We start from the raw sequence: 20,045 nt of genomic DNA, 5'->3' as shown, positions 1-20,045 counted from the left end.
GTTAACTGCTCGATTAACTGCATGCCTTAGCAATATTGTTCATGACAGCGGTTCATCACATGATGGGGTTAACGCTCGCCAGAATTCGCTCGGATAAGGCTTCACCCTGTAATTGGCTACTGGTTCTGAGTCTGTGCTCCGCCACGCAGCAAAAGACCGCTTGTACATCTTCAGGGACTAAATAATGTCGCCCCTCTAAAAAAGCCCATGCCTTAGCGGCTCGCAATAAGGCTTTGGTGGCGCGGGGCGATAAACCCACGCTGTCACTTTGGCTGCGAGAAAAATTCACTAAGGCCAGAATGTAATTGAGTAAGGCATCGGAAGCGCTGACCTTGTCGCACTGTTCTTGTAGTTGCATTAAGGCCAGTGGCGTCAGGCATTGGGGCAGTTGATCTAAGGTTAAGTGGTTATGATTGCTCTTAAGCATCGCAAGTTCGGCGTCGTGGCTCGGATAACCAATAGACAGACGCATCATAAACCTGTCGAGCTGCGATTCTGGCAGTGGAAACGTGCCGGATTGATCGGTGGGGTTTTGAGTTGCGATCACAAAGAAAGGATTAGGCAATCTGTGGGTGATGCCATCGACGGAAATTTGTTGTTCTGCCATCGCTTCAAGCAAGGCGCTTTGGGTCTTAGGGCTGGCGCGGTTAATTTCATCGGCCAAGATCATCTGCTTAAAAATCGGCCCTGGATGGAAGATAAATTGCGCTTGATGTTTATCAAAAATCGACACACCGAGAATGTCAGCGGGCAGCATGTCGCTGGTAAATTGAATTCTTTGGTAACTCAAGCCCAAGCTTTGGGCTATGCCATGGGAAATACTGGTTTTACCCATGCCGGGTAAATCTTCAATCAACAGGTGGCCGCGGGCGAGAATGCAGGCCAAAGCAAGCCGAATTTGCCTTGGTTTGCCCAGTAACACTTGTTCGAGTTGTTGTAGTAATTCGCTGATCCCAGATTGTGCCACGGGCGACTCCTAATACATTTAAAAGCGTAACTGAAAGTGCATGCGAAAGCAGATAAGCTTAACCACTATGGCGGATCATCGCCTGCTTATCCAGTGGCATTTCTAGTGCGAAATCAATTACTCGACTGAATGACGTTTAGGCTTGCGTGTGCTGGTGGCACCAAGTCAAAGGTTAGCGCTTGGATTTAGGCAAGACACAGCGTTTGACTGCGGCTGGGGCAATAAACCAAGATTTAAATAAAAATCCTTGGACTAAGTCGACGCCTATATCTCGCGCAAACGCTAGCTGGGTTTCGGTTTCTATGCCTTCTAGAATGCACTGTTTATTGGTTTGTTTGGCAAAGTTAATCAGCGCTATGAGTAACTGGACGCCTTCAGGATGCGTGATGTGCGTTAACCAATGGCGATCGAACTTGAGATAATCCACATTCATCATCAAATCAACACAAAGCATGGAGTGGGGCGCGCCAATATCATCGAGCGCCACTTGGATATTCGCTTGTTTAAATTGGCTGAATAGTTGATTGGCCAGTTGAGCATCGCTAATGCAGGTATTTTCAATGATCTCGACCGTAATTTGCTGGTTTTGCGATAACAGCTTTATAAGCTTGGCAGTATGTGGCCCATCGACTGCGTGGGGATCGACATTGATAAAAATACGCTGCTGGCTGGGCGCGTGAGCGAGTTGAAATGCCTTGGCTTGATATTCAACGGCGGCGAGCAACTCTGTGGATTCATGCAATTGCTCGAACACGATATTGGGTGCAACCGCATCGCCATTAGGTAGATAAAAACGCGCTAAGGCTTCATAGCCGTCGATGGCTAACGTATGGGGATCGACAAAGGGTTGGTATTCGCAGCTAAGTGTTAACGAGCTAAGGTTAATCATGGGCCTAATGGGAGTCTTAATGCATTAATACTAATTATTCGCATTTAATGCCCTGCAGTGCAAACAAGTTTACGATAAAACGGCGTGATTGCTGAATAATTATTCGCTTTGCTAATTATTTGAATTTAGGGAATATCATTAAGAATTTTAGGCGGTTAAAGCATGAGCATTATCTTAGGGTATGCTGAAAAGTAGGAACTCGATACTGCTGAATATCGAGTTCCTTTTTATATCGCAAGTTAGTAAGCAAACTTCAGTTCGGCTTCGCTGAATAATGGCTGCGCTTTTTGCTCCTGCGCCTCATAAATCAATCGATAGCTGAGGACGGCTTGCACATATTCACGGGTCTCAGTGAAGGGAATGGCTTCGATAAAGCCCATGGCATCGAGTTTGCCATCTGAATTTGCTAACCAGCGACGTACCCGTGACGGGCCGGCATTGTAGGCGGCGGTCGCGAGGATACGGTTCTGGTTAAACTCTTTTAACAACTGGGCATAGTAAGCACTGCCAAGGTTGAGGTTAAGCTCGGCGCTATAAAGATCCTTAGGATCGCTATATCTGGCCCCGTGTTTTTTGGCGGTTGCTTTAGCGGTTGCTGGCATAATTTGCATTAAGCCGCGGGCACCCACGCCTGAGGTCGCGTACAGATAAAACGCGCTCTCGCGGCGGCTGATCGCGCGAATCTCATCTATGTTGACTTTGTGCTTTTTACTGGCGTGCTCAAAACCTTCTTGGTGCGCCATCGGGAAACGCAGGGGAATGTCATCCCACAACTTACCTTGTATGCTGGCTTCGACGCCGAAATCATACCAGCCTTGCTCATGGGCATAACGGCCGTAACGGGCTCGCATCGTATTGTCACTGCGTTTTAGTAGCGAAATCCATTCATAGCGCGCATCGAAATAACGGTCCAGCGCCATCAGCTCTTGCACCCGCACAAAACCCAGATCATCGGTTAATTTTTGGCTGCTGGCGTCGACGATAGGCTCTGGGCTTTGATTCAGCGAGACGGGTTTATTTAAAAATTGTGCGGCGGCAAAACCGTAAAAATTACGTTCATTGCTGATTGTCGCAAGAGCCTTAGTGGCACTTTCAGGCGCATCTTTGGCGTTGGTGCGATAGAGCCAATATTGCCAACGTTCCTTAGCTAAGGTTTCTGGTTGCAGCAAGTTCAAGTAACGGGCAATGCTGCGCATGTCGTGATCGCGAATGGCCCATCTTAAGCGGCGTTCAAATAAGTCGTCACTTTTTAGCTCGGCAAGCACATTGTCAACATAGCTTTTATGGCTATCATCTTGTTCGATTAAGATGCGGCGAACCAAGTATTTATCCAGCTGTTGAGCTTGTGCTGGTGTGAAACGATTAGCCTTTTGATACCGTTCACACAAATTGATGGCTTGGTCGAGATCCTTGCGGGCAAGGCGTTTTAATCCCGCTGCGACTATGTCACCCACAATCGGATTTTTATCCTTAAACTTTTCGGTATGGCGTAGGCTGTTTGGATCTTTATAGACAGCGACTAAACGCTTTGCTTCGTTGTTATGGGTGGTGATTTTCTGGGATAAAAAGCTCAGCAGACTGGTTTCGCCAGTTTCAAAACTCAGCATCATCCGCGCCCAGATCACATCTTGAGTGCGTTTACCTGCTTTGGTCCAAGCATTAAACAGGGGATCACATTCCTTTGGCCGCGAACTACCAAAGACCCACAGTGATTGCGCCGCCGCGTAAGCCGTCTTTACATCGCCCTTGGCGAGTTTTGCCTCGTAGTAATAACATTGCAGGCGGATGTCGGTAGGAGCATCGGGACTTATCGCAAGATAATCATTCCAACGTTTTTGGGTTCCTGCATTGTTTAAGTATTTAGACCTTAACCTGTTGTACATAGGCGTTGTTTGATACTTATCAATCAGATTTTTTGCCGCAGCGCCATGCAAACCATTGAGATCGCCTATGTCGATATCATGGTCTAAATAAATCGCGAGCGGATAATTACCTAATTTTGCTCGTAGGGGTTTATAGACTTCATAGTCTTGTTTCTTTAAGGCTTTTTCGGCCTCAAGGAAAGTTTTTTGCGTTGGCGTTAACGCGAATGCAGAAGGGGCATTCAAGGCGCCTGCGAGCAATATTGCGCTGGATATAACCACATTCATCACGGCTTTGCACATGGAGCGTTTGCCTCCGGGCATCAAGGTATCAATCGACATGTCCGTATCGATTCAAGGTTATTGGTGAGTGTTTAACTCTATTAATCAATTAGGTTTTTCAACTTTGTAATCAACTCAGTCTCTCAACTCTCTATCTCATTCTGGATTTATGCGGGTTCGAGTTCTGTGTCCTTAGGATCGCGCGTTGGCGGCAGCGTCTGCTCCGCGTCATCCTGTGTATCGTTGTCGTCTTGGGCTTCATTAAGCGCTTTTTCTAATAGCATTTTATCCAGCTGCTTACTGGTATCGACCCCGAGTTGCTGCATTAAGTGGGCTTGACGCACTAGATTGCCTTTGCCCGATGACAGCTTGTTCATGGCGCTGTGATAGGTTTTTTCGGCGTTATCTAAGGCGCGGCCGAGTTTTTCCATGTCTTCAATATAACCACATAACTTGTCGTAAATTCGACCCGCTTGCTTAGCAATGGTTTGCGCATGTTGGTTTTGATATTCGTAGCGCCAAATGTTGTTAATGGTGCGCAGGGCTACCAGTAAATTCGTCGGGCTTACCAACATGATATTCTGCTCAAGAGCAAAATTGACTAGGCTAGGATCATGCTCTAACGCCAGTAAAAATGCCGGTTCGATAGGAATAAACATCAACACATAATCGAGACTCTTAAGCCCATGTAGATGTTGATAATCCTTTTGACTTAAGCCTTTAATGTGACTGCGAATTGAAATGACATGCTCGTTAATCGCCTGTTGGCGCAGTGCCGGATCTTCACTGTTGAAGTAGCGCTCATAACTGACCAACGACATCTTAGCATCGATGACCACGTCTTTATTTTCTGGCAGATGCACAATCACATCCGGCTTAAAGCGCTTACCATTGTCATCCTTGAGTTCTTGTTGGGTATGGTACTCATGGCCTTCGCGTAGGCCGCTTTCCTGCAGGACGCGATCGAGGATCACTTCACCCCAGTTACCTTGCTGCTTGTTATCACCTTTAAGCGCTTTGGTCAGGTTGATTGCATCTTGGCTCATCTTCAGATTGAGATCTCGCAGGTGCTCAAGTTGATGTTTAAGGGCGCTGCGCTCGGACTGTTCGTGGGTGTAGGATTCACGAATTTGTTGTCTGAATCCTTCAAGCTGTTGTTTCAATGGCCCAAGCACGCCTTCGAGTTGGCTGGCATTTTGATGCTTAAAGTTTTCGCTACGTTCTTCAAAAATGCGATTGGCGAGGTTTTCAAATTGGGTCTTTAATCGCACTTCGGCCGATTCTAAGCTAGCGATTTTATCTTGTAGTGATTCTTGTTGGGCATCGGCCTTGGCTTGAATGGTTTGCTGCATGGCATTGGATTTCGACAGGGCCAATTGAATTTCTAACTGACGGCGCTGGCTGTCATTTAATTGCTGCTCTAAGGTGGGAACGCGTTCGGCTAGGGCCTCGGCTTTGCCCAGTTGTTCAATTTTGAGCTCAAGGCGTTGCTGGTATTGACGTAATTGCGCTTCTTTGTCATCGACCAAAATTTGCTGTTGTGCTAAGGATAATTCCGCATCTTCATTTACTTGACGCATTTCTTGCTCAAGTTGGTCTTTGTGTAGTTGCCAGCGTTGGCGGGTGAGTCTTTGATTGAGCAGAGCACCGATCAACAGGCCTAAGAAGGCAATGGCGAGAAGGCCGATGATTTCGGCGACGGAAAAAGATTGAGAAAATGGCATGATCAATAGCACTCCTTTAGCTTTGGCGCTTAGGTTCGCATGCCCCCCAACTGGCTTCAAGCCCTTTAATCAACTATATCTGCGCTTAATGCTTGAATGAGCAAGTCTTATACGTTTAAGGTGAATTTATTCGCGGGTGGAAAGTTTTTCTGGCTTTTACCTGTCTATATTAAGGTGAGCATAGAAGTGAGCGATACAGACGAGCGCCAGATAAGATTTTATCGCGACTCGGTGGCGTTAATCATTGGATGGTAGAGGTGTCAATTGGCTAAACATTCCCGTTTTACCCCAGGTATTCTTAAAAAAGCGCAGTGGCACATGCAAGACAACCGAGTGACACCCGAAGCGGTGTTTCGCTCGCGCCGGCAGATTGTGAAAGCCATGGGGCTTGGTGCTATTGGTGCCAGTGTGCCCGGTTACGTGCAGGCCGGATTGTTCGATCTATTTGGCGATCAGCCTAAGTCCTCATTTATCACGACACCACTGACGTTTCAAACCAATAAGCAATACGGTGATGCCGATGTGTTAACCCCGCTTGATAAAGTGACGCAGCACAATAACTTTTACGAGTTTGGTACGGATAAGCAAGATCCCTTCAATAATGCCCAAGGCTTTAAAGTTGATCCTTGGCAACTGCGTATTGAAGGTGAAGTCGAACGGCCCATGACGTTAGATTTTAATGATCTGACTAAAATGTTCCCGCTTGAGGAGCGTAATTATCGCCTGCGCTGCGTTGAAGCTTGGTCTATGGTGATCCCTTGGGTGGGGTTCCCGCTGGCGGCATTATTGAAAAAAGTTGGCGTCACCAGTAAGGGCAAGTATGTCGCCTTCGAAACCGCTTTTGATCCCGAGCAAATGCCGGGGCAGAAGAGCCGATTAATGGGGGGCGGTATTCGTTATCCCTATGTTGAAGGCTTGACGATAGCCGAAGCCATGAACGATTTGACCTTAATGTCGGTTGGCTTGTATGGCAAAACCCTGCCGCCGCAGAACGGCGCGCCCATTCGCTTAGTAGTGCCATGGAAATACGGCTTTAAGAGCATTAAATCGATAGTGCGAATTCGCGTGATGGATAAACAGCCGCCAACAAGTTGGAATCAACTTGCTCCGCATGAATATGGATTCTATGCCAACGTGAATCCGGCGGTGGATCATCCACGCTGGTCACAGGCCAGTGAACGTCGTATCGGCGAAGGGGGATTATTCTCAGCAACCCGCATCGATACCCAGCCGTTCAACGGTTACGGCGAGTTTGTGGCTTCACTGTATGACGGCATGGATCTGAGGAAAAACTATTGATGTTTAGTTTGTTTGAAAATATGCCATTTAGCGGGGATGACCTATGTTGAGATTAACCGCTAAGCACTTGTTTTGGCTAAAAGCGTTATTTCATTTGCTGGGTTTAGTGCCCATCGTCTACCTAGTGCTCACTGTCGTGTTAGGGCGTGCGGGCGGCGATCCTGTGCAGCATATTATTCACTACACAGGCATAGGTGCGTTAAATGCTTTAGCGGCGACCTTGCTGATTTCACCCATTGCTAAGCTGACTAAGCAAGGGCAGTTGATGCAGACTCGCCGTTTAGTGGGCTTATATGTGTTTGCCTATGCCACTTTGCATATCTTGGCGTTTTTTAGTTTAGATCTGTTATTTGCTTGGGAATTACTGTTTAGCGAGGTGGTAAAACGACCGTATATTTTAGTCGGCGCAGTGGCTTATCTTATTGTCACCGCTTTGGCGATCACTTCGTTTAAAGCCGTGATGCGTAAGATGGGACGTCGTTGGCAAACCTTGCATAATGGGGTGTATTTAGTCGCGATATTAGCGCCAATCCATTTTTACTGGTCGGTAAAATCGGAAATCATCGAGCCAAGTCTGTATATCGTTGGTTTTAGTGTGTTGCTGCTGTGGCGTACGCCTTGGCTTAAGCGCATCCTCAGCCGCAAAGGGATGAGTAAAACCGTGAAAAAGACGACCAGTGGACAAGAGAAAGCGTCGATAAAATCAGCTTAAACGTATGGCGCGAGTGGTGAATTGCTGGCTTGTGTCACGTTTCTTTGTGCTTAACGCAAAATAAAAGTATAAAAACAAAAATGCCGAATCAAGATTCGGCATTTATCATTTAGCAGAACAGTTCTGCTCACTTAATCTAGCTTAGTTAATCTTCTTGCTCAGGTGACAAGACTTAACCTAAACCTTGAGTCGCTGACTTCATTTGAATGAACTCAATTTTATAACCGTCTGGATCTTCAACAAAGGCAATCTCTGTGGTGCCACCTGCGACTGGACCAGGTGCACGTGTTACTTTGCCTCCTGCAGCGGCAATAGCAGCGCAACGGGCGTAGATATCTTCATCACCAATCGCTAAGTGGCCAAAGCCAGTGCCTAAATCGTATTTGTCAGTGCCCCAGTTATAGGTCAGTTCAACCACGGCTTGGCCTGTGGACTCTTCACCGTAACCTACGAAAGCTAAAGAATATTTGTATTCTGGATTTTCAGAGGTGCGAAGTAGTTTCATGCCGAGCACTTCAGTATAAAAAGCAATACTGCGTTCTAAGTTACCGACGCGGATCATAGTGTGTAATAGTTGCGACATAGGTCCTCTCTCTAAATAGATTCCGGTGGGGAGTATATCAAAAATGTCTCTGCGCATGACCACAAATCTCATCCATGGTGTTTTTATCACACTTGATCAATTCGATTGGTTAGGATAGGAAAGCGCTGGCTGTCGACGGGCGAATTTGCGGATTGTGATAAGAAAATTGCCGATAAATTGGCTGTCGCTCACAAAACACAGAGACAAACGTGGGATTTTACCGCGAGGTTGACGATAATACAGCCATACCAACTAGGAGAGTGAATGATGAACACCGAAGTTAAAATGGCCTTAGGCACTACAGTTGTAATTGCTTTATTTTTCAGCGCGTTCTTTGTTTCAATGTTTTAACGACTAGTATTAGTTTGAGTTAACCCAGCTCCAAGTTAAGCAAAAAAGCCGCTATTGCGGCTTTTTGTTTGTCTGTGATTTAATGCACGTAAAACTTAACAAGGATTGGAAAATGTTGTTTAGCGAAACTGAAATAGCATTAATTGCATCGGCTAAGCGAAAAGTACAGATGGCGCAGAAAGTGCGATTAGCTGTGATTACATTAGTCGTGCTGGGTACTGGGCTGACAATATCTGGCTTGTGGGTCAATGAATTCGCCATTTATATGGCCTTTGGAATCGTGGTGTTTGCAGTGGCCTTGCCGCAATTTGGGCAAGGGCCAAAATATGAAGAGCTAGTCAGTTTGCTCGAGAAGAAAAGCCAAGGCTAACTGGCTTGGGCTTACTCTTCAGGATAAATTTTTTCTTTAAATTCGCACAAGTCTTCAATGATACAACTACCACAGCGGGGTTTGCGCGCAAGGCAAGTGTAGCGGCCATGCAGGATAAACCAGTGATGCACATCGACTTTAAATTCTGCGGGAACCACTTTTAGCATTTTTTCTTCCACTTCAACCACGTTCTTGCCGGGCGCAAATTTAGTGCGATTGGCGAGGCGAAAAATATGGGTGTCGACGGCGATGGTTGGCCAGCCAAAGGCGGTATTGAGCACTACGTTAGCCGTTTTTCGCCCTACACCGGGCAGGGACTCAAGTGCTTCGCGGTTTTCAGGCACTTCACCATTGTATTTCTCAATCAAGATCTCACAGGCTTTGATCACATTGATGGCTTTGTTGTTATACAGGCCAATCGTCTTGATATATTCCTTTAATCCATCCACGCCTAAGGCATAAATGCTGTGGGCGGTATTGGCTACAGGAAAGAGTTTGTCCGTTGCCTTGTTGACGCTCACATCCGTCGCTTGGGCGGATAAGGTCACGGCGACTAAAAGTTCGAAGGGACTGGAAAAATTGAGCTCGGTTTCAGGTTTCGGATTGTTATCGCGAAGTCGGGTGAGGATCTGGATGCGTTTTTCTTGATTCATGTACGATTCCTGCGCGGTTGTTGGATTCAACTGTTAATCATTTATTGTCAATTGGCCATTAATCATGATTGAACGAGCTAAAACCTAGACCCGCTGATTTCCTATGCTTTGAGTGCTTATGTTGAATGCGTATGTTTTAAATTATATGGCTCAATTTCAGTCGCTTAATGTGCGCTGAGCGCACATTAAGCGGTGAACATAATACTCTTTTTGATGCTTGAATAGGAGGTGTTAGGTTGAAAGCCTAACCGACCTTAGTAATGCGCGCGCGGGTAACACTGGGTTCTGCGGCGACTTGAGGCTGGCGTTCTTTGACTTTTTTATCAATCACATTTTTCAATGCAATCAATAGTCCCATCACGATAAATGCGCCAGGTGGCAGCATAGCGAGTAGAAAAGGAGTGTCGACTTGCCATAAGTGGATGGTTAAGGATTTTGCCCATGGGCCGAGCAGTTGATCGGCGCCATCAAACAGTGTGCCTTGACCTAAGATTTCCCGCGTTGCGCCAAGTACTGTGAGCACTAAGGTAAAACCGAGTCCCATCATCAAACCATCGAAGGCAGCGCTAAAGGCGTTATTACGCGAGGCAAAGGCTTCGGCGCGACCGATAATGATGCAGTTGGTCACAATCAATGGCAGGAAGATCCCAAGGGATAAATACAGACCGTAGGCATAGGCATTGATGAGCAATTGCACTGTGGTCACTAACGCGGCGATGATCATCACAAATACTGGAATACGAATTTCTTTAGGCACATAGTCGCGCACCAGTGACACTAAAATATTAGAGCCAATCAGCACCAACATAGTCGCTAGGCCAAGCCCTAGCGCATTCGTGATCGTCGCTGTGACCGCAAGCAGCGGGCACAAGCCTAATAGTTGCACTAGGCCAGGATTATTCTTCCACAAACCTTGCCAAGCAATTTCGCGATAATTAGTCATGGTTAGCTTCACAATTTAGTGGTTGGCTGAAAATTTGCGCTTGGTTATTATTGAAATATCCTACTGCGTTCTTGACTGCTTTGACATAAGCACGCGGGGTGATAGTTGCGCCAGTGAATTGATCAAAATCGCCACCGTCTTTTTTAACCAACCATTGTTTATCATCTGCCGAGCTTAACACTTTACCGACAAATTGAGTGACCCAATTGGATTTACGCAGATCGATTTTATCACCAAGCCCAGGTGTTTCTTGGTGGGCTAAGGTGCGAACACCGAGGACTTCACCTGTTGTTTTGATACCTACAATTAATTTTATATTGCCGTTATAGCCATCGGGCGCGATGGCTTCAATGGCGATGGCCACAGGTTTGCCTGCTCGAGTGGCAATATAGGCGGGCATTGGGCTGTCAGTCCCTAATGCGTCTTTATCTAGCAGCAGAGTACACTGAGCCGTTAGCTCGTTATCGTGCATTTCATCAGGAATTAATTGATGTAACACTCGCATTAACTCTTGCTGTTCTTGCTGCTTAATTTTATCGACGGTTTGTTGATTGACTGCGGCGACGAGCCCAGTGCAAATCAAGGCAAACAATGCCAATAAAAAACCATTTTTAATCATCGGATTTTTCAACTCTTTTTCCTTAAGCTCTCGTTGCCCGCAGAATGATGCTATCGCTTAGCATGACCTTAGTTCGTTGAATGGCCATAGGTGCGTGGACGCACATAATAGTCAATAAAGGGCGCGCAGAGGTTAGCCAATAATACGGCAAAGGCGAAGGCGTCAGGGTAACCGCCTTTCGTGCGGATGATATACACCAACACACCAATTAACGCGCCGAAGATAATGCGGCCACGGGGGCTGGTTGCGGCAGTAACGGGATCGGTGGCGATAAAAAACGCCGCTAACATGGTTGCGCCAGAAAACAAATGCAGCAACGGACTGGCTTGGTTATCGGGTGAGAGTAAGAAACCAATACTCGATGCCACAAAGAGGCCTAATAACACGCCAGTGCTGATGTGCCAGCGAATAGCTTTAAGTTTAAGCAACACTAAACCGCCAGCAAGATAAGCCAAGTTGACCCAGAACCAACCTACACCTGTGCTGCCATCAAAAATGGCTTTGGTGAGACTTTCTGTAGTGGTTAATCCCATGGATAAATCGGTTTTGAGGGTATCGAGTGGCGTCGCCATTGTCATGCCATCAATGCCTAAACGGAACTGCTCCATATTCACGTGCGCGCCAACATTGAAGATAAGCTGCAAGCTTTCAACAAGGCTTGGTGAATGCAGTGCAACGGTACTCGGTGCTATCCAAGTGGTCATTTGCACCGGGAACGAAACTAACAGCAGCACGTATGCCGCCATCGCAGGATTGAACAGGTTATGGCCTAAACCGCCGTAGAGGTGCTTGACTATCACGATCGCAAAGGCGGTGCCCATGACGATCATCCACCAAGGGGCGAGGGGCGGAATGGCAACGCCAATTAAGATGGCGGTGAGCATTGCGCTGTTATCGCTAAGGCTCGTTTTGATATCACGATTGCGAAGTTTCATCACCGCGGCTTCGCAGCTTAAGGCAACGAGGATCGCCAGCAAGACTTGCACAAGTGTGCCCCAGCCAAAAAAGGCACATTGCACGACAAGGCCCGGCAGTAAACATAAAATCACCCTTTGCATGACCGTTGAGGTATGCAAGTTACGCGTTACATGGGGTGATGAGGCTATTTTAAACGCCATTGTGTTCCCTTTTAATCATTCTGTTCTTAATCATTAGTCACACTTGAGTCGCTCGAAGCGTTGGCTTCTTGGGCGAGTGCCGCTTTTTTAGCCTTTGCCTTGGCGATGGTCGCAGCAATCCGCGCTTTTTTAAGCTCTTCACTGGATAACTGCGCCGTTTCAATGGGCTCTGCAGCAGATCCCTGCGATGGCAAAACGGCATCAGCTTCAGTTGTTGCAGTATCAAGCGTTGCTGCTATCGAGGGCGATGCCACGTTAGCTTCTGCTCGAATCACGTCAACGGACTCTATTTCAGCATCAGTTTTAGACTCTGCTGATGCAGCTGCTATTTTCTTAGCTTTAGCACGAGCAACCGCGGCGGCGACTTTGGCTTTCTTAATCGCTTCAGCGTCGTTAATGTCAGTAGCGGCTGCTTCTGTATCATCATTCACATCTGCTTGAACGTTAGCTTTGGAATCAACTGCTGGAGTCGCGGTCTGGTTTAAACCATTTTCAGCATTCGTCTCAGCTTGTTGCGCGGCTTTTTTCGCTTTAGCGCGGGCAACCGCGGCGGCCACTTTGGCCTTTTTATCATCAGCAGCGTTTAACTCTGATGTGCTGTCAGCGGTTTCTGTAGGTTCAAGCGGCGCGGTATCGGTTTGCTGCGCCGCTTTTTTGGCCTTGGCGCGCGCAATCGCCGCAGCGACTTTATCTTTCTGGGATAACGGCGCTTCCTGCGCTATCACATCAGTGGCTGATTCAGTCTCATCAACATTCGCCGAACTGTCTATTTGAGCGCTATCTGTTTCCACACTATGTGTTTTAGTACTCTCGGTATTTGCTTGAGCGGCTTTTTTCGCCTTCGCACGGGCGATGGCGGCGGCAACGGCGGCCTTACCTTTTGGTGCTGCTGTAGTGTCAGTCGCTGTGGCGTTTAATTCTGCAGTTGCTGGTTGTTCTATTGTTGCTCCACCTGTGGCTGCTTGTGCCGCTGCGGCTTTTTTCGCGGCGATGCGTGCCATGGCCTCAGCAACGGCATTTTTATCTGTGCCTGTCATCGTCGCTTGTCGGCGCTCTGCAGCTTCTTTCGCTTTAGCTTCACGGGCCAGTTTTTCTTCTTCGAGACGCGCTAAGCGAGCATCGAAGCGTTGTTTAGCGCGTTCCGCTTGTTGTTTCTCATCGGCGGCTTGTTTAAGTGCTGATTTGGCAATGCGGTAATACTCGACTAAAGGAATATCACTCGGGCAAACGTAACTACAGCAACCGCATTCAATACAATCCTTTAGATTGTAACTGGCGGCTTTGTCATATTCTTCGGCCTTGGCGTGCCAAAAAAGTTGCTGTGGCAACAAGAGTGCAGGGCAGGCAGTGGCACATTCGCCGCAGCGGATACAGGCTTTCTCTTCTGGCGCGCTACCAATTTCTTGGCTGCTGGGTACCAGAATACAGTTAGTGCCTTTTAAAATTGGCACTTGGATATTGGCTAACGCATGGCCCATCATAGGCCCGCCAATAATCACCTTTTGTTCAGCTTCTGGCGTGAATTCAGTTGCCGTCAGTACGTGATCAACTGGCGTGCCTATCGGTAACCAGTAATTTCCCGGTTTGCTGACATTTTTGCCTGTCACAGTCACTACGCGTTCAACCAAAGGCTTACCTTGGGTCACGGCTTGATGAATGGCAAAGGCTGTGCCGACGTTGTGCACCACAATACCGAGTTTGGCGGGGATCGACCCTGACGGGACTTCGCGGCCAGTAATGATTTGAATTAACTGCTTTTCACCGCCCGAAGGGTATTTTGTCGGGATAACCGTCACCCGAATGCTGCCTGCAGGAAGTCCGCATTGGTTGACTGCAGCTTGCATGGCTTTGGCCGCTTCAGGTTTATTATCTTCAATGGCGATAACAATGCGTTTTGGCGCTAACAATCGATGGATTATGCCAATACCCGCGAGGATATCTTGGCTGTATTCGCGCATTAATCTGTCATCGGCGCTGATATAAGGCTCGCACTCGACGCCGTTGATGATAACTAAGTCGATTTCACTGACCGGATTTAGCTTAATATGAGTCGGAAACGCTGCGCCGCCCATACCCGCAATACCCGCTGAGCGAATCTTATCGACGATTTGCTGATGGCTTAAGTCATCAAGTTGATTGGGTACTAACTCGCACCAGGTGTCCTTGCCATCGGCAGCAATAACGCAAGTGTTAACCGGCAGTGCAGAGGCGTGGTTACTGGCCCTTGGCTCAATAGCAACAACTGTGCCTGATGTTGGTGCATGTACAGGTAAATGCCAAATGGAAGTACCTTGCGTTAACGGCGTGCCTTTTAGCACCTTATCGCCAACCTTCACCGCAAGCGTACAGTTTTCACCGACTTGTGGCACTGGTACTAAGTACGTCGAGGCTAATGGCAATTGGCCAATCGGTGTCGCATTTGAGAGAAATTTGACTTCAGGGGGATGTATACCACCGGGTGAGCGCCAAAGGGTTCCTTTATCTAATTGATCTAATAAAGTTAACACCGCTTTTCCTCTTCTAACTGTGGATCTTTGCTCTGAATCTCTTTGCTGAGAGTCTCTTGGATGAGCGTCACTGGGATGGCATTTAAGCGCCAGTTCCAATTTTTAAGATTCTGGGTAACAGGGATCATATCGATACAATCGACGGGACAAGGCTCAACACAAAGATCGCAACCAGTGCAGTCGGTTGTGAGCACTGTATGCATCAGCTTGCCTGCACCGATAATCGCATCCACAGGGCAGGCTTGAATACATTTAGTGCAGCCAATACATTCATCTTCGCGAATATAGGCGACTTTCTTGACCTGAGATTGTGCCTCGGCATTCAGCGGCTCTGGCTCAACGCCCATTAGAGTCGCCAGTTTTTCCATGGTGGCTGTGCCACCTGGGGGGCATTTATTGACTTTATCGCCATTGGCAATGGCTTCTGCATAAGGGCGACAACCTGGGTAACCGCATTGACCGCATTGGGTTTGTGGCAGAATAGCTTCGAGCTCATCGACAATCGGGTTGCCTTCAACCTTGAATTTAAGGGCGGCAAAACCGAGTAACACCCCAAAGACTAATGCCAATAGGGTCAACAATATGACTGCAATTAAAATTCCGGACATCTTACTTAACCAATCCTGTGAATCCCATAAAGGCGAGGGACATAAGACCTGCGGTGATCATCGCAATCGCGCCGCCTTTGAAAGGTAAGGGGACATCGGCGGCCGCTAAACGCTCGCGCATCGCCGAGAAGAGAATTAACACTAATGAGAAGCCTAACGCAGCACCAAAGCCATAGATAGCCGATTGAATAAAATCGTGCTTCTCATTCACGTTTAATAAGGCAACGCCTAATACCGCGCAGTTAGTCGTGATTAACGGCAAGTAAATCCCTAAGGCACGGTGCAGAGCGGCACTGGTTTTTTGCACCACCATTTCAGTAAATTGTACTACAACGGCAATCACTAAAATAAAGCTCATGGTTCGCAGGTAACTTAGATCAAAGGGTAATAACAGATACTGGTTGACGAGATAACTGAGAATTGAGGCTAACGTCAGCACAAAAGTTGTCGCCATAGACATGCCAATAGCGGACTCCAATTTGCTGGAGACCCCCATAAAAGGGCACAGGCCTAAGAATTTCACTAAAACGAAATTGTTGACCAGCACTGTACTGATCAACAGGAGGAGATATTCAGTCATCCTAATACTTTTCTAAACGGATCTTGGCCGTATTATCGACTTTTCCGTATGCATAAACAACATATAGAATGCAGGGTTAACCATCTTTACTGTAAATTTTGGCGACGAATTAACCCGTTAAAGTATTAAATCTGATCTGTAATGGCCATAGCTTGTGGCTGTGCGATGTAATAGCCCTGTAATCCATCGATGAGGAGTTTTTCGAGGGTCAATTTTTCTTCTTGGCGTTCGACGCTGGTAGCGATGACCCGGATGCCTATCCGCCTTGCGACATCCACCATCATACGCACGAAGAACTTATTGTTGCTGTCTTCATCGATATTAGAAGTGTAACTACCATCGAGCTTGATGAAGTCGGGCCGCACTTCGCTGAAGAATTTGAAGGAGGTAAAGCTCATACCAAAACGCTCAATCGACACCCGCGAACCTACACTGTGCACTTCACGGACAAACTTATAACTCGCCCCTAAGTTAGACTGCATTCCGGACTCGTTGATCTCAAATACTAAGCGCGAGGCGATGTATTTTTGCTTACCTAATATGTCCTTCAACCAAGCGACAAACATGTCTTGATGGGCCGAAAATGCGCTGATATTGATACCAAAGTTACCGGTAATGGTCGGGTTTTCCTTAAGTATTTTTAATGCACTGATCACCACCAGTTTATCTAACTCAGTGCTCATGCCGTGACGTTCAGCCATGGCAATCACTGTGGTGGTGGGTAAAAACTTGCCTTCGCTATTATAAAAACGGGCTAATAACTCGCGGTAAACTTCGACATCAGTACGACACGGCTGAATAGGTTGCTGGTAAAATTTTAATGCTTGGCGAGTGACTAAATCATTGATCGCCATCTTCCAGCGATCGTCTCCAAATTGTTCATCCCCATTGAGTTTTTCTTGGATGTGATAGCTATTGGGCCCAAGGGTTTGCGCTATGCTGACCGCAGTATCGGCAATGGTCAGTAAATTAGCCGCTTCCACTCCTTGGTTGTAGGGGACTAAGCCTGTATGGGCAACGGATTCCGCTTTTGTCATCTGCTGATATTCATCGAGGTAAATTTTTAGCTGGTCTAAAAATTTCGGTGCATCTTTGAGCATAACTTCTGGAATAAACACTGCAAAATCAGCACTCGCTACTCGAAAATATTCGGCATCAGGATAGCTGCTACAGGCTTTACGGATGCAATTGGCGACTCTTGCGAGATAATCATCTCCCGCTGTTCGCCCTTGTTTCTGGTTTATTTGCGCCAACTCGGTCGCTTTAACCATAGCCATCAAGCCTAATTGAGGAATATTTGGATTACTAATGGTTTCTAGTTTTTTTGTAAATCCTGGGCGGGTGCTAAAACCTGTCACTGTGTCTTGATAGGCGGCTTTATGGAGCTTTTCGTTTTCTTGATTGAGCTTATCGATTTGAGTTTTAAGTTGCAGGCGACATTCTTCAAGGGAAATACCAATAGGGTTGAGCTCGCCAGTCAGCTTTGATGATGCGACTGCAGAAAACCCTAACTCAGGTATTTTGGAAATATAATCAGCAGCATAACGTATTGCAGCCCTATGTTTTGACATTAATAGAACAAACACTAACAGTAATGTCAGATAAGCCACTAGCAACATGAGGCCAAGTTTTTCAGTGTTGCTAATTGCCGTATCAATGGCTTGATTGGCGCTGAGTTTGACTTGTAAACGACCGGCTGCCAATTTTTGTGTGTGGCTGAGGTCGATGGAAAATAAACTGGCTAAAGGATGGGAATGTTGGCTGTCTAAGCTGCCTTCGGTATGGCTCAGTTGCCCGTCGGTATCATCAATATATTGGAAGAACTGAAATTGGTAGTCTTGAGATAGTTTTTTGAAGAGTTCAGTGCCATTACCTTGCCATTCTTGGTAGCGGATTAAGCTGGATTTAAAACTATCGAGTTCTTGCTGCTGTTGGACTTGCAATTGACTGTTTTCACTTTGATACACCCAAGCAAAAAGACCTAAAAAAATAAGCAGTAAAAAAATTGGATATGATTTTGACATGGCCATAAAAATCCGCTCTAGATTTTGGTGAGTACGAACAGGATAAGTTTAAGTCAAGAATGCTTAAAAACCGCTATCTGTGTGAAGATACTCAGAAATTTGTTTAATAAGCTGATAACAGTGTAACTGCATTTGCTTAAAAACAAAATGAAAAGAATAAGTTGCCTAGCAGGAGTGAAACTGAGGAATGGGGTGTTGAATTAGAAAATATGGCTCCCCTGACTGGACTTGAACCAGTGACATACGGATTAACAGTCCGCCGTTCTACCGACTGAACTACAGGGGAGTAGAGGGTGCGATATTGCTATCGACTTTTAAGAAATAACACTTTGAATATGGCTCCCCTGACTGGACTTGAACCAGTGACATACGGATTAACAGTCCGCCGTTCTACCGACTGAACTACAGGGGAATCGGGTGCGATATAGCTATCGACTTTATTCTGTGCTTTAAATTGGCTCCCCTGACTGGACTTGAACCAGTGACATACGGATTAACAGTCCGCCGTTCTACCGACTGAACTACAGGGGAATCGTTTTAAAACAGCAGTGTCATAATGTAATTGGCTCCCCTGACTGGACTTGAACCAGTGACATACGGATTAACAGTCCGCCGTTCTACCGACTGAACTACAGGGGAATCGATTACTATCGTTACTGCTTGTTCTTACTTGCTTTTACTCTGTGTTAAATTGGCTCCCCTGACTGGACTTGAACCAGTGACATACGGATTAACAGTCCGCCGTTCTACCGACTGAACTACAGGGGAATCGTTTCACACAGTCGTAGCGACTCGTTGAGAACGGAGCGCATAGTAAAACGCTCTGTGGGATGAGTCAACTCGAGTTACTAAAAAAAGTGTAATTATGCTGTTAAGTGCTCATCTAATGTGCATCGTGGTGCAGAATTCGACATTTTTAGTGAAAAACCACTTAACAATTCGCAATATAGCTTTGAACGCCGCTACCGTTCGCAGGGGGAAATTGCTATAAAATTGAAATCACTCGTTAAAAAATAAGCACTTTTTGGAAATCAGTTGAGCTCAGAGTCAATAAATAGACTTAAACAATTTAAATATAAAGCGCTACCAGATATTGCTGCGGGTTTAATTCCTCTTTTCTACTGACTGATAAGCTTTGGGTTAGTTTGGTGAGCTAACATAGTAGTTTGGTAAGCCAACATAGTGATGCAGTGTTAAGTTATCGCAGCAGCATAAAGAGGGAAATGGAGCTTTGGTAAACCTCAAGGCTTAAACCGTGAGGCACATTACTGTATGGTCGGCGATTAAATGGTCGGCGATTAACGAACGCTTCTTTCTTCGGTATGGCATACGTCACCATGTCCGATTAAAGATTGGCTAGCCAGTATGCACCGTAAGCAAGTTAAAGGTTAAGCTGCCTATACGTCGTATATAGAAGACATTTACTGTAAAAGTGAACTATTAATGGCGTTGAAGCGTATCTTAGCTTCGAAAGTAGGATAATTAAGGAGTGCTAGAGTATTAATCACTGGTCTATGCTAGGTTTTAGCTTAGCGCCAACAAGTTATTCAACGAGATTTGATCGCCGTTCATTGCTTTTTAAACGTTAAAGTGTCCAATTCAACACGCAATATGTGACTGATTTTAATTTAGCTTTCATCAAATTAGCCGTATCTGTTACTCAAGTCGAATGGCTTACAACGCAGTGAAGAGCAAGGGTAGTTGCAATTAGTGAAATTGATACAAGTAGCAACATTTATCAAATGTAATTAAATTACCAAATGTTGACTGGCTGTTATTCGGTGGCATGACAGCCTCCAATCCCGCGTGGTTTCTAGGTTATTTCGACTTATCAACAAAATCTGTGGATAACCCTGTGAGTTGTCCTGATAAACGGCCGTCAAAGCCTTGGCGTATGGGCGGCGGACTTAAAATGCACTATTTTGGGGTTCAAAAATAAATATAAGCATTATCA

The 20,045-nt window shown here is 46.3% G+C and carries 16 protein-coding genes and 5 tRNA genes; 3 read left to right on the top strand and 18 right to left on the bottom strand.

The features are described 5' to 3' along the window. Positions 1–55 precede the first annotated feature (55 nt). The 4 genes from K5Q99_RS10070 to rmuC form a co-directional block, all read right to left on the bottom strand. Entirely contained in the window at positions 56–967 is a 912-nt protein-coding gene (locus tag K5Q99_RS10070) for an AAA family ATPase (protein ID WP_220776772.1), read from the bottom strand. Between the two features lie 172 nt (positions 968–1,139). Continuing rightward, positions 1,140–1,856 carry an EAL domain-containing protein gene (locus K5Q99_RS10065; protein WP_220776771.1) on the bottom strand — a complete coding sequence of 239 codons (717 nt, stop codon included), beginning with the start codon at positions 1,854–1,856 and terminating at the stop codon, positions 1,140–1,142. A 239-nt stretch (positions 1,857–2,095) separates the two neighbouring features. Continuing rightward, entirely contained in the window at positions 2,096–4,021 is a 1,926-nt protein-coding gene (locus tag K5Q99_RS10060) for a transglycosylase SLT domain-containing protein (protein ID WP_220776788.1), read from the bottom strand. Between the two features lie 146 nt (positions 4,022–4,167). Then, positions 4,168–5,724: a DNA recombination protein RmuC gene (rmuC, locus tag K5Q99_RS10055; protein ID WP_220776770.1), complete on the bottom strand. Its 1,557-nt coding sequence runs from the start codon at positions 5,722–5,724 to the stop codon at positions 4,168–4,170. Between the two features lie 264 nt (positions 5,725–5,988). Here rmuC and msrP point away from each other — a divergent pair, with 264 nt between their 5' ends. Both msrP and msrQ read left to right on the top strand, forming a co-directional pair. Further along, a complete protein-coding gene (gene msrP, locus K5Q99_RS10050; protein ID WP_220776769.1) occupies positions 5,989–7,023 on the top strand; it encodes a protein-methionine-sulfoxide reductase catalytic subunit MsrP in 1,035 nt (344 codons plus the stop codon). A gap of 43 nt (positions 7,024–7,066) precedes the next feature. Then, entirely contained in the window at positions 7,067–7,735 is a 669-nt protein-coding gene (gene msrQ, locus K5Q99_RS10045; RefSeq protein ID WP_220776768.1) for a protein-methionine-sulfoxide reductase heme-binding subunit MsrQ, read from the top strand. 172 nt (positions 7,736–7,907) lie between these two features. On the opposite strand, the gene gloA is transcribed toward msrQ, so the two are convergent. Continuing rightward, a complete protein-coding gene (gene gloA, locus K5Q99_RS10040) occupies positions 7,908–8,318 on the bottom strand; it encodes a lactoylglutathione lyase (RefSeq protein WP_006087315.1) in 411 nt (136 codons plus the stop codon). 463 nt (positions 8,319–8,781) lie between these two features. Here gloA and K5Q99_RS10035 point away from each other — a divergent pair, with 463 nt between their 5' ends. Then, positions 8,782–9,039, top strand: coding sequence for a hypothetical protein (locus K5Q99_RS10035; RefSeq protein ID WP_168825142.1), 258 nt, complete (start codon positions 8,782–8,784; stop codon positions 9,037–9,039). 11 nt (positions 9,040–9,050) lie between these two features. Here the strand turns inward: K5Q99_RS10035 and nth are convergent, their stop codons facing one another. The 13 genes from nth to K5Q99_RS09970 form a co-directional block, all read right to left on the bottom strand. After that, on the bottom strand, positions 9,051–9,692 hold the full coding sequence (gene nth / locus K5Q99_RS10030; RefSeq protein WP_106650414.1) for an endonuclease III: 642 nt from the start codon (positions 9,690–9,692) through the stop codon (positions 9,051–9,053). Positions 9,693–9,936: 244 nt separating this feature from the next. Further along, positions 9,937–10,635: an electron transport complex subunit E gene (locus K5Q99_RS10025; protein WP_006081538.1), complete on the bottom strand. Its 699-nt coding sequence runs from the start codon at positions 10,633–10,635 to the stop codon at positions 9,937–9,939. Then, complete coding sequence (gene rsxG / locus K5Q99_RS10020) at positions 10,628–11,266, bottom strand: electron transport complex subunit RsxG (protein ID WP_086014139.1); 639 nt, start codon at positions 11,264–11,266, stop codon at positions 10,628–10,630. The genes K5Q99_RS10025 and rsxG overlap by 8 nt, the downstream gene beginning before the upstream one ends. A gap of 56 nt (positions 11,267–11,322) precedes the next feature. After that, the gene (gene rsxD, locus K5Q99_RS10015; protein ID WP_220592905.1) at positions 11,323–12,372 is read right to left on the bottom strand and encodes an electron transport complex subunit RsxD; all 1,050 of its coding nucleotides are present in this window, start codon (positions 12,370–12,372) and stop codon (positions 11,323–11,325) included. A 26-nt stretch (positions 12,373–12,398) separates the two neighbouring features. Next, entirely contained in the window at positions 12,399–14,879 is a 2,481-nt protein-coding gene (gene rsxC, locus K5Q99_RS10010) for an electron transport complex subunit RsxC (RefSeq protein ID WP_220776767.1), read from the bottom strand. Beyond that, complete coding sequence (gene rsxB / locus K5Q99_RS10005; protein WP_220776766.1) at positions 14,873–15,487, bottom strand: electron transport complex subunit RsxB; 615 nt, start codon at positions 15,485–15,487, stop codon at positions 14,873–14,875. The genes rsxC and rsxB overlap by 7 nt, the downstream gene beginning before the upstream one ends. A gap of 1 nt (position 15,488) precedes the next feature. Further along, positions 15,489–16,067, bottom strand: coding sequence for an electron transport complex subunit RsxA (rsxA, locus tag K5Q99_RS10000; RefSeq protein ID WP_006081543.1), 579 nt, complete (start codon positions 16,065–16,067; stop codon positions 15,489–15,491). 125 nt (positions 16,068–16,192) lie between these two features. Continuing rightward, positions 16,193–18,097 carry an EAL domain-containing protein gene (locus K5Q99_RS09995; RefSeq protein ID WP_220776765.1) on the bottom strand — a complete coding sequence of 635 codons (1,905 nt, stop codon included), beginning with the start codon at positions 18,095–18,097 and terminating at the stop codon, positions 16,193–16,195. 204 nt (positions 18,098–18,301) lie between these two features. Then, positions 18,302–18,377, bottom strand: a tRNA-Asn gene (locus K5Q99_RS09990). 50 nt (positions 18,378–18,427) lie between these two features. Beyond that, a tRNA-Asn gene (locus tag K5Q99_RS09985) sits at positions 18,428–18,503 on the bottom strand. Positions 18,504–18,546: 43 nt separating this feature from the next. Beyond that, positions 18,547–18,622, bottom strand: a tRNA-Asn gene (locus tag K5Q99_RS09980). A gap of 32 nt (positions 18,623–18,654) precedes the next feature. Beyond that, a tRNA-Asn gene (locus K5Q99_RS09975) sits at positions 18,655–18,730 on the bottom strand. Between the two features lie 53 nt (positions 18,731–18,783). After that, positions 18,784–18,859, bottom strand: a tRNA-Asn gene (locus tag K5Q99_RS09970). Positions 18,860–20,045: the final 1,186 nt, after the last annotated feature.

The organism is Shewanella hafniensis (assembly GCF_019655335.1).
In the GTDB taxonomy this organism is placed as follows: Bacteria; Pseudomonadota; Gammaproteobacteria; order Enterobacterales; family Shewanellaceae; genus Shewanella; species Shewanella hafniensis.
The sequence above is the reverse complement of the archived record's forward strand: the minus strand, read 5'-3'. Positions and strand labels throughout refer to the sequence as shown.

Coding starts and splice junctions, on each gene's coding strand:
- rsxD (WP_220592905.1), bottom strand. CDS start 12,372: ATGGCGTTTAAAATAGCCTCATCACCCCATGTAACGCGTAACTTGCAT.
- rsxB (WP_220776766.1), bottom strand. CDS start 15,487: ATGTCCGGAATTTTAATTGCAGTCATATTGTTGACCCTATTGGCATTA.
- K5Q99_RS10060 (WP_220776788.1), bottom strand. CDS start 4,021: ATGTGCAAAGCCGTGATGAATGTGGTTATATCCAGCGCAATATTGCTC.
- K5Q99_RS10025 (WP_006081538.1), bottom strand. CDS start 10,635: ATGACTAATTATCGCGAAATTGCTTGGCAAGGTTTGTGGAAGAATAAT.
- K5Q99_RS10065 (WP_220776771.1), bottom strand. CDS start 1,856: ATGATTAACCTTAGCTCGTTAACACTTAGCTGCGAATACCAACCCTTT.
- rsxA (WP_006081543.1), bottom strand. CDS start 16,067: ATGACTGAATATCTCCTCCTGTTGATCAGTACAGTGCTGGTCAACAAT.
- nth (WP_106650414.1), bottom strand. CDS start 9,692: ATGAATCAAGAAAAACGCATCCAGATCCTCACCCGACTTCGCGATAAC.
- K5Q99_RS10035 (WP_168825142.1), top strand. CDS start 8,782: ATGTTGTTTAGCGAAACTGAAATAGCATTAATTGCATCGGCTAAGCGA.
- rmuC (WP_220776770.1), bottom strand. CDS start 5,724: ATGCCATTTTCTCAATCTTTTTCCGTCGCCGAAATCATCGGCCTTCTC.
- K5Q99_RS09995 (WP_220776765.1), bottom strand. CDS start 18,097: ATGGCCATGTCAAAATCATATCCAATTTTTTTACTGCTTATTTTTTTA.
- gloA (WP_006087315.1), bottom strand. CDS start 8,318: ATGTCGCAACTATTACACACTATGATCCGCGTCGGTAACTTAGAACGC.
- msrQ (WP_220776768.1), top strand. CDS start 7,067: ATGTTGAGATTAACCGCTAAGCACTTGTTTTGGCTAAAAGCGTTATTT.